General features: G+C 72.9%; 8 protein-coding genes and 1 pseudogene. All 9 read right to left on the bottom strand.

Annotated features, from left to right (window positions below; genetic code table 11):
- Positions 1-154, bottom strand: a pseudogene (locus tag ACF1AG_RS29585) (4-hydroxy-3-methylbut-2-en-1-yl diphosphate synthase); the annotation flags it as partial.
- A 5-nt stretch (positions 155-159) separates the two neighbouring features.
- Positions 160-1,182 carry an adenosyl-hopene transferase HpnH gene (hpnH, locus tag ACF1AG_RS29580; RefSeq protein WP_391810673.1) on the bottom strand — a complete coding sequence of 341 codons (1,023 nt, stop codon included), beginning with the start codon at positions 1,180-1,182 and terminating at the stop codon, positions 160-162.
- Positions 1,183-1,187: 5 nt separating this feature from the next.
- Positions 1,188-1,829, bottom strand: a complete 642-nt coding sequence (locus tag ACF1AG_RS29575; protein ID WP_359602718.1) for a 1-hydroxy-2-methyl-2-butenyl 4-diphosphate reductase — start codon at positions 1,827-1,829, stop codon at positions 1,188-1,190.
- Positions 1,829-3,868, bottom strand: coding sequence for a squalene--hopene cyclase (gene shc / locus ACF1AG_RS29570; protein WP_391810672.1), 2,040 nt, complete (start codon positions 3,866-3,868; stop codon positions 1,829-1,831). Before shc ends, ACF1AG_RS29575 begins: the two co-directional genes overlap by 1 nt.
- 116 nt (positions 3,869-3,984) lie before the next feature.
- Complete coding sequence (locus tag ACF1AG_RS29565) at positions 3,985-5,049, bottom strand: polyprenyl synthetase family protein (protein ID WP_359602765.1); 1,065 nt, start codon at positions 5,047-5,049, stop codon at positions 3,985-3,987.
- A gap of 71 nt (positions 5,050-5,120) precedes the next feature.
- Positions 5,121-6,551 (bottom strand): hydroxysqualene dehydroxylase HpnE, encoded by a 1,431-nt coding sequence (gene hpnE / locus ACF1AG_RS29560; RefSeq protein WP_391810671.1) that lies wholly within the window; start codon positions 6,549-6,551, stop codon positions 5,121-5,123.
- A complete protein-coding gene (locus tag ACF1AG_RS29555) occupies positions 6,548-6,670 on the bottom strand; it encodes a DUF6380 family protein (protein ID WP_359602723.1) in 123 nt (40 codons plus the stop codon). The genes hpnE and ACF1AG_RS29555 overlap by 4 nt, the downstream gene beginning before the upstream one ends.
- The gene (hpnD, locus tag ACF1AG_RS29550) at positions 6,670-7,620 is read right to left on the bottom strand and encodes a presqualene diphosphate synthase HpnD (protein ID WP_359602725.1); all 951 of its coding nucleotides are present in this window, start codon (positions 7,618-7,620) and stop codon (positions 6,670-6,672) included. The genes ACF1AG_RS29555 and hpnD overlap by 1 nt, the downstream gene beginning before the upstream one ends.
- Complete coding sequence (gene hpnC / locus ACF1AG_RS29545) at positions 7,617-8,528, bottom strand: squalene synthase HpnC (RefSeq protein ID WP_391810677.1); 912 nt, start codon at positions 8,526-8,528, stop codon at positions 7,617-7,619. Before hpnC ends, hpnD begins: the two co-directional genes overlap by 4 nt.
- Positions 8,529-8,749: the final 221 nt, after the last annotated feature.

The raw sequence follows: 8,749 nt of genomic DNA, 5'->3' as shown, positions 1-8,749 counted from the left end.
CACCGATGTCCGACGTCCGCGTCGTCGTCATCGACTGCACCGACACCGGAGCGTTCCCGCCCACCGCCACGGAGCCGACCTGGATCTGCCGGCTCCTCCGGCGCAAGGCGAGCGTGGCCGGGACCTCGGGGAGGCCCAGGGAGACTGCGGTCATCGGTGTCACTCCCTGTTCGACGAGACGGTCTCGCGCATGGCGCGCAGGGACTCCTTCAGGGAGCCCATGGTGGCGAGGACGGCGGTGGGCTCGTAGCCGCAGTGCGCCATGCAGTTGGCGCAGCGCGGGTCCTTGCCGCGGCCGTACTGGTCCCAGTCGGTGTCCTCGATGAGCTCCCGGTAGGTCGGCGCGTAGCCGTCGCTCATCAGGTAGCAGGGGCGCTGCCAGCCGAACAGGGAGTAGTTGGGGATCGCCCACGCGGTGCACGGGAAGTCCACCTTGCCCTCGAGGAAGTCGAGGAACAGCGGGGAGTGGTTGAGCCGCCAGCGGCGCCGGTTGCCGCCGGAGAAGGCCTTCCGGAACAGCTCGCGGGTCTGCTCCACGCCCAGGAAGTGCTCCTGGTCGGGCGCCTTCTCGTAGGCGTAGGCGGGCGAGATCATCATCTCGTCGACCTTGAGGTCGTCGTTGAGGAAGTTGAGCACCTCGACGACGGTCTGCGGGGTGTCGGTGTTGAAGAACGTCGAGTTGGTGGTGACCCGGAAGCCGCGCCGCTTGGCCTCCTTGATGGCCTCCACGGCCTCGTCGAACACGCCCTCCTTGGCGACGGACTCGTCGTGCCTTTCCCGCAGCCCGTCGATGTGCACCGCGAACGCGAAGTACGGCGAGGGGGTGAACTTGTCCATCTTCTTGCGCATCAGCAGCGCGTTGGTGCACAGGAAGACGTACTTCCGGCGGGCCACCAGCTGACGCACGATCTCGTCGATCTGGGGGTGCATCAGGGGCTCGCCGCCGGCGATCGACACCATGGGCGCCCCGGACTCCAGGACGGCGCCGACGGCCTGCGCGACGGGCATGCGCTGCTTGAGCACACCGGCCGGATGCTGGATCTTGCCGCATCCCTCGCACTTGAGGTTGCAGGCGAAGAGCGGTTCCAGTTCGACGATGAGCGGGAACTTGTCCCGCCTGCGGAGCTTCTGTTCGGCCAAGTATGTAGCGACCTTGATGGACTGACGCAGCGGCATGGCCATCTGGCTCACCTCCTGGGGAGCAGCAAGGAACGGTGCCATTCATAGAAAGCCGGGAGTACGGAACGAAGGACACGGAAAGCCGATATTCCACCGCGGACCGTGCCGATGCGAACGAGTTCGTGTTCAGGAGCGTCCACGACCACCCGGACGGCCGCAACCGGGCGCTCGGCCGCACGGACGGCGCTCAGGAGCGTGGCGGCCGACTCCATGTCCACCGCGATCGCGCCGGTGGCGAGCAGGTCGGAGCGTTCGTGGCCGCGGACGACGTGTTCGGAGCCGGTGAGGGGGCCGGTGTGCACGGTGCGTCCGGGCACCGCACGCATCAGCGCCTTCACCAGCAGTTCGGTGCCGACGCACGGCACGGTGCCGCGCGGGTCCCGGGTCTCCTCGGCGACGACCAGGTCGCCGGGGTGCATGCCGGGGGCGAGGCCCGCGCAGAAGCCGGTGGCGAGGACGGCGGCCTGGTGCAGCGCCGGGTCGGCGAGCACCCGGGTGACGGACCGCTCGGCCGCCGCCGGTCCCATGCCGGTGCGCAGCACGGTGACCGGCCCGCCCGGGGTGGTGCGCTCGCGCCTGCGCAGCGCGAACTGTTCGATGCCGAGCGCGCAGGCGATCAGCAGCGGGGCGGGGGCGGGCCGGCCGCTCATCAGCTGCCCTTCGCGTCGGCGAGCGCCTGCGCGGAGCCGGCCGTCGCCTCGGCCGGGCCCGCGGCGAACGGCTCGCCGTGGACGTACCGGCCGAGCGCGGTGAGCGGGAACACCTGCCGGTAGAGGTGGTAGTTGATGGAGAAGTCCCAGGGGAAGCCGGTGCCCGTGAAGTACGGCTCGTCCCAGGAGCCGTCCTCCCGCTGGGTGTTCGCCAGCCAGGCGACTCCCCGTTCGACCGCTTCGGAGTCCCGCTCCCCCGCCGCGAGCAGCGCCATCAGCGCCCAGGCGGTCTGGGAAGCGGTGGAGGCGCCCTTGCCGCTCCACTCCTTGACGTACCGGTACGAGCGCAGGTCCTCGCCCCAGCCGCCGTCGTCGTTCTGCACCTTCTCCAGCCAGGCCACGGCACGCCGGATCGCGGGGTGGGACGTGGGGATGCCGGCCGCGGTCAGGGCGGGGACCACGGAGCCGGTGCCGTAGATGTAGTTGACGCCCCAGCGGCCGAACCACGAGCCGTCCGGTTCCTGTTCGGCGAGGAGCCACTCGACGCCCCGCCGGGTGCGGGGGTCCTGGGCGAGCCCTTCGACGGCGAGCATCTCCACGACGTGCGCGGTGACGTCGGCCGACGGCGGGTCGATGACCTCGCCGAAGTCGCAGAACGGCAGCCGGTTGGGGAACGGGCTGGTGTTGTCGACGTCGAAGGCGCCCCAGGCTCCGTTCTTCGACTGCATGCCGAGGTTCCAGCGCACCCCGCGCCCGACGGCGTTGTCCAGCCGCTCCGGGTCGTGGTGCTTGACCCGGCGCAGCGCGAGCACCACCTCGGCGGTGTCGTCGATGTCCGGGTAGTTGTCGTTGTGGAACTCGAACGCCCAGCCGCCCGGCGGGAGATGGGGCCGGCGCACGGACCAGTCGCCGGGCCGCACCACCTGCTCGCCGAGCATCCAGTCGGCGGCTCTGACCAGTTGCGGGTGGTCGGCGGGCACGCCCGCGTCGGCCAGCGCGATGGTGGCGAGGCAGGTGTCCCACACCGGGGACTGGCAGGCCTCGATCATCCGGGCGCCGTCCTCGCGCCACACGGCGAACCGGTCCAGGGACTCCAGACCGGCACGCATCACCGGGTGGTTGAGGTCGTAGCCGAGCAGGTGCAGGGCGATGACCGAGTACACGGCGGGGGGCTGGATGCCGCCCCAGCAGCCGTCGTTCTCCTGCCGTTCGATGATCCAGCGGGCGGCGGCGTTCATCGCGGCGCGGCGCACCCGGCGCGGGACGGCCCGGCGCAGCTTGTGCAGGCCCCTGTCGAGCCGCTGGAAGGCGCCGTCCCAGGTGTTCACGGGGGCGAGCGGCCGGGTAGGGCTGGGGTTCGCCGGGTCGGTGTGCAGCTCGTCCAGCGGGAACGGGGCGGGGCGCACCGGCCGCTCGGCGGAGACGATGGTGAGCGGCACGATGGTCTGCCGCGCCCAGCAGCCGAAGTCGTAGATGTTGAGCGGCACCCAGGTGGGGAACCAGATCAGCTCGGGCGGCAGTTCGGGCAGGTCGTCCCACTTCCACCAGCCGAACAGGGCCAGCCAGATGCGGGTGAAGACCCTGGACGCGGCGATGCCGCCCCGCTCCCGGATCCAGGCCGAGGCCTTCGCCATGTGCTCGGCGTCGGGGGCGTCACCCGCCAGCCGCAGCGCGACGTACGCCTCGACGGTGGCGGAGAGATCGCCGGGGCCGCCGTAGAAGGTGGCCCATGTGCCGTCCTCGCGCTGCTCCCCGCGGATGAACAGGGCGGCGGCGCGGGTGGTGTCCTCGTCGCGGATGCCGAGGAACTGACGCAGCAGCAGGTCCTCGGCGTCCATCGTGACGTTGGTCTCGAGGTCGCCCTTCCACCAGCCCTCGTCGCTCTGACGGGACAGCAGGAATTCGGTGGCGCGCCGCACGGCGCGGGCGGCGATGTCGGGTACCCCGGCCGCCTCGGGGCTGTCGGTGTCGTGTTCGCTGGCCGCGGTGAGCCGGGACGGCGAGGCCGCCCCGGTGCTTCCGTCGGTCGTCGCTGTCATGGCTTCCCCTTCGTGCAGTCCTGCAAGTGGTGCGTCTGCTGTGGGTCCGCCGTCGGCCGGTGGGGGGTGCTCCCCACCGGCCGGCGACTACGCGAGGGCTATTCGACCGATAGTGATCATCTCTTTCGTACGACGACGAAGTCCGCGAGCGCCGTGAACTGTTCCCGCACCCGGTCGGGCATGTCCACGACGTCGAGGGCCTCGATGGCGATGGTGTGCTGGCGTCGTGCCTCCTCGGCGGTCCACTCACGGCCGCCGGCCTCCTCGATGAGGGCGGCACGGGCCGCGAACTCCTCCTCGGAGAAGTTCGCGAAGTCGCTGCTCCTGGCGTCGGCGGCGAGGATCTCGCCGAGCCGGGTGGCGGCCGGGCCGTCCGCGGCGAGCGCGGCCACGACCGGGAGGGACTTCTTGCGCTGGCGCAGGTCGCTCCAGGTCTGCTTGCCGGTGGACTCCGGGTCGCCCCAGATGCCGAGCAGGTCGTCGACCGCCTGGAAGGCGAGGCCCAGGTGGTGGCCGTAGCGCTCCAGGGCGTCGGCTGTGCGCTCGTCGGCGCCGCCGAGGACCGCGCCGATGGAGCTGGCGCAGGCGAGCAGGGCGCCGGTCTTGTTGCCCTCCATCTCCAGGCACTCCTCGACGCTGACCCGGTCGCGGTGCTCGTAGGAGATGTCCTGGGCCTGACCGTCGATCAGCGCGCGGCTGGCCCGGGTGAGGCGGCGCGCGGCGCGGCCGGCCTCGACGGTGCCGAGTTCCAGCAGCACCTCGTTGGCCAGGGCGAACAGGGCGTCGCCGACCAGGATGGCCTGGGCGGGGCCGTGCACCTTCCAGACGGTGTCGCGGTGCCGGCGCTGCTCGTCGCCGTCCATCAGGTCGTCGTGCAGCAGCGAGAAGTTGTGGACCAGCTCGACGGCGACCGCTCCGGGCACGCCGGTCTCCGGGGCGGCGCCGGTGACCTCGGCGGACAGCACGGCGAGGGCGGGGCGCACGGCCTTGCCGCCGTCGCCGTCCGCGGGCCGGCCCTGGGCGTCGATCCAGCCGAAGTGGTAGGCGGCGACCGTGTCCATGGGAGGTGCCAGGCGGTCGACGGCCGCCCGCAGTACCGGCGAGGCCAGGGTCCGGCCGCGCTCCAGGAGCGCGGACACGTCCACCGCGGTCCTTCGAGCGGCCTGCGAGGCCGGGGGCACAGTGGGCACAGTCTCTCCTCTTGTTGCGGTACCGGGGGTGCGGGGACCTGCCGCGCCGCTCCGCTGCAGCATCAGGCGGCCTCCTCGAGCGCGAAGAGGTGGCGCGGGCGGGGCCGGCCGAGGGCGCCGAGCGCGGCGTCCGCCGCGCCGACGCCGCTGCGGACCGCACTCTCCATGGTCGCGGGCCACCCGGTGGCGGTCCACGCTCCGGCCAGGTAGAGGCCGGGTGCCTTGGTGCGGGCGCCGGGCCTGAGGCGTCCGACGCCGGGGGCGGGAACGAAGGTCGCGGTGCGCTCCCGGGTGACGAAGAAGTCGAGGACCCCGGCTCCGCGGGTGCGCGGCAGCAGCCGCTCCAGTTCGGGCAGGTACCTCTCTCGCAGGTCGGCCACGGGCGCGTCGATGTCGTCGTGGGCGACAGACTGGGACAGCGCCAGGTACTGGCCGTGGCGCAGTCCGGAGGCGTCGGTGCGGTCGAAGACCCACTGCACGGGAGTGCCGAGCGCGGCGAAGAAGGGCCGGGTGAGCACCGTGCGGTCGTAGACGACGTGCACGTTGAGGATGGGGGCGGTGTCGATGCCGAGCAGCCGGTCCGGGTCGTCGAGCGCGCCCGCCGGCAGCAGGTCGTACGCCTCGCGCTGGGGCACGGCGAGGACGACGGCGTCGGCGCGGAGCGTCTCGCCGGGGATGCCGACGCTCCAGCCGCCGTCGCCGTCGGCGCGCACGGAGCTGACGCGGGTGCGGGTCTCGGTGCGTACACCGGCGGCGTCGAGGGCCTCACGGGCGAGCCGGTCGTGCAGGTCGCCGAGCGGCACCCGGGCCCAGCCGATGTCGGCGGCGCCGGGGTCGGAGAGCAGGCCGGTCTTGAACACCATCGCGGCGAGCGCCAGCGAGGAGTCGCCCGCGACGGCGTTGAGGGTGGCGACGCCGACCAGGTCCCACAGTGCTTCGACGGCACGCGGGGACTGGCCGTGGGCGGCGAGCCAGCTGCCGAAGTCCTGCTCGTCCAGGGCGGGGTCGTCGAGGTCGAGGCCCTTCAGCGCCAGCGCGGCACGGCCCACCTTCGCCCGGTCGGCGAGCGACAGGTGGGGGTACGCGGCGAGGCTGCGGCCGAGGTGGAGGGGTACCGGCAGCGGGTCGCGCCGCAGCCGTCCCAGCCGCCGGCCCTCGGGGCGGTCCGCGTCGACCACGGGCACGTCGAGGCGGTCCTGCAGCGGGGCGAGAGCGGCTCCCCCGATGCGGTCGAGGAACCAGCGGTAGGCGGTGCAGCAGCGCAGGTAGACGTGCTGGCCGTTGTCGACGGTCAGGTCGCCGCGCTGGAACGAGAAGGCGAGTCCGCCCAGGCGCGGCCGTCCTTCGAGCAGGGTGACGCGCACTCCCGCGTCGGCGAGGGCGAGGGCGGCGGTGGTGCCCGCCAGTCCGCCGCCGACCACGACGGCGTGGCGTCCCGGCGGGACCGGGCCGTCCGTGTGCGGGGCCCGCTCGGAGCGTGTGCCGTGGCTCATGCGCCCTCCCCTGCCCGGCCGGGCCGCGCGACAGGTACGCGGCCGGCCGTCCCGGTGAGGGACGCGGGGGCGCGGCGGAGGGTTGCCCGCCGCTTTCCGTCCTGGTGCGGGGTGTCCATCAGGCGCGCCTCCCTACGGTGCGGCGGGTGACGTGCCGGGTGTCGAGGCCGGACAGGCCGCGCACCGCCACGTACGCCTTCTCCCGGCCGGGCAGGGAGACCCGGCCGCGCAGCACGGCCTCGGGGTCGCGCTCGATGCGGTCCAGGAGACGGCGGTAGATGCCGGCCATGGCGGCGACGCAGGCGCCGCTGCGCCGGTCGAGCATGGGGAGCAGCCGGTAGCCCTCGGCGAAGAGGGCGCGGGCCCTGCGCACCTCGAAGTGGACCAGGCCCGCGAAGTCCGAGCCCTGAGGCGGTGTCGGTCCGGCGAAGCCGTCGGAGCAGCCGAACTTGGCGAGGTCGTCGGCGGGCAGGTAGGTGCGCCCGTTCTCGGCGTCCTCGCGGACGTCGCGCAGGATGTTGGTCAGCTGGAGCGCCAGACCCAGCGTGTCGGCGTACTCGGAGGCGCGTTCCACGCCGCGCGCGCCGGGCTCGGTGCCGAACACGCCGAGGGAGAGCCGACCGATGGCGCCGGCGACACACCGGCAGTAGACCTTCAGGTCGTCCCAGGTCTCGTACGTCTCGCCGCGCAGGTCCATCTGGACGCCGTCGATGAGTTCGTCCAGGCCGCCGAGCGGGATCGGGAACTGCGCCGCGGCGTGCGAGAGGGCGACGGCGACCGGGTCGGTGTCGTCCTCCTCGACCGCGCCCTCCCGGATCCGGGTGAGCAGCGCCCGGGTCTCCTCGAGGCGGGTGACCTTGACGTCCTCGGGGAGCGTGCCGTCCCCGATGTCGTCGACCCGCCGGGAGAACGCGTACAGGGCCGACATGGCGCGCCGCTTGGGCGTCGGCAGCAGCCGGATGCCGTAGGCGAAGTTGCGCGCCTGCTGGCCGGTGACCGTCTCGCAGTAGCTGTAGGCGGCGAGTACCGGTGCGGACGCGGATGGCTGGGACTCCACGGTCCGGATCACCCCTTTCCTCGCAGAGTCACGCCCGCCTCGCGCAGCAGCTGCAGCGTGCCGGGCTTGGGCGGGCCGGGAAGTACGTCGTGGTCGGCGGCCGCGATCGCGCGGACGGCCGCCCTTCCTCCCGCCACGAACCCCGCGAGCAGGAGTCTGAGCCGGCCCCGGACGCTGCCCACCAGGGGTGCGCCCTCGTCCAGCAGGTCGAGGGCGCGCTGCGCCTGGAACGCGACGAGTGCGCGCACCGAGGCGCCGGCGGTGGGCGCGGCGAGGTCGGCCTCCTGGACGTGGAAGCGCTTCATGTCCGCGGCGGGCACGTAGATGCGGTCGCGGCCGAGATCCTCGGCGACGTCCTGAAGGTGCTCGACGATCTGCAGGGCGGTGCAGATCGCGTCGGAGCGGCGGATGCGCTCCGGTGTGGCGGTCCCGGTGACGGCGAGCACGAGGCGGCCGACCGGATTGGCCGACAGCTCGCAGTAGGCGAGCAGGTCGTCGTAGGTCTCGTAGCGCGTGACCAGCTGGTCCTGGCGGTTCGCGGCGATCAGCCCGAGGAACGGCTCGGGGGTCAGCGCACGGCGGAGGACCGTGGGCTCCAGGCGGAGCAGCAGGGGGTGACGGGGGGCCGGCCCTGTCGGGTCGAACACGCGGTGGAGATCGGCTTCCAGGGCGTCGAGGAGGGTGAGGCGGTCGCCGGCCTCGTCGTCGGGGACGCCGAGGGCGCGGGCGTCGGCCCCGCCGGGGGCGAGGTCGCCGTCACCGATGTCGTCGACCAGACGGGCGAAGCCGTAGACGGCCATGAGGTCGTCGCGCCAGGCCCTGGGGAGGAAGAAGGGCGCCACCGGGAAGTTCTCGGCGGCGGCCTTGTCGAGGGTGGCCCGTTCGAGGTCGCCGGGGCGCGCCCGGTCTGCGGCCGTCATCGCGGACTGCCCGGGGAGAGGACGGCGCATGCTGAGTCCAGCCGGGGAGTCTCCGAAGCCATTGCCGTCACATCTCCCGTTCTACACTGCTGACCCAATTCACACTATTTCGGACACGCCGCCCAGGCGTCCACCCGACGGCGCCGAGGAATGGTGTCGGGCAGTATGGCCCTGATTGCCGCCTTTCGGGGACCCGTACAGCTTACGTTGTACAACGCGCC

Source organism: Streptomyces sp. NPDC014764 (assembly GCF_043082785.1).
GTDB classification, from domain to species: Bacteria; Actinomycetota; Actinomycetes; order Streptomycetales; family Streptomycetaceae; genus Streptomyces; species Streptomyces althioticus.
The sequence above is the reverse complement of the archived record's forward strand: the minus strand, read 5'-3'. Positions and strand labels throughout refer to the sequence as shown.